Consider the following 324-nt stretch of genomic DNA (forward strand, 5'->3'; position numbering starts at 1 on the left):
CCTCCTCCACCCGGCAGCCCCATTCCTCCAACCGACGGAGGGCTCCCTCGACGGACGCCCGAACCTCACGGTCCACCTCGAAATAATCCAGGTTGGGACTGTACGCGATCCGCCACCCCTTCAGATCGGTTGCCCCCATCGGGAAAAAGCGCTCCGTCACCGGCAGCGAAAAGGGATCATCCGGGTGAGGTCCCTGGAAAACGTCGAGAAACAGGGCGGCATCCTCCACATATCGCGTCAGGCTGCCGTGGTGCAAAAAGGGATCCGTGTTGGAGAAGCGGGTGGGTCCCGTATCGTAGGGAATGCGGCCAAAAGTCGGCTTTA

Annotated in this window: 1 protein-coding gene; it reads right to left on the reverse strand. The window is 61.4% G+C overall.

The window, feature by feature from the left end:
• Positions 1-324 (reverse strand): amidase family protein (locus tag RZO55_RS21635; RefSeq protein WP_318066343.1); only part of this gene is annotated, 324 nt, incomplete at both ends.

The sequence above is a fragment of the Clostridium boliviensis genome (assembly GCF_033342255.1).
GTDB lineage: Bacteria > Bacillota > Clostridia > Lachnospirales > Lachnospiraceae > Lacrimispora > Lacrimispora boliviensis.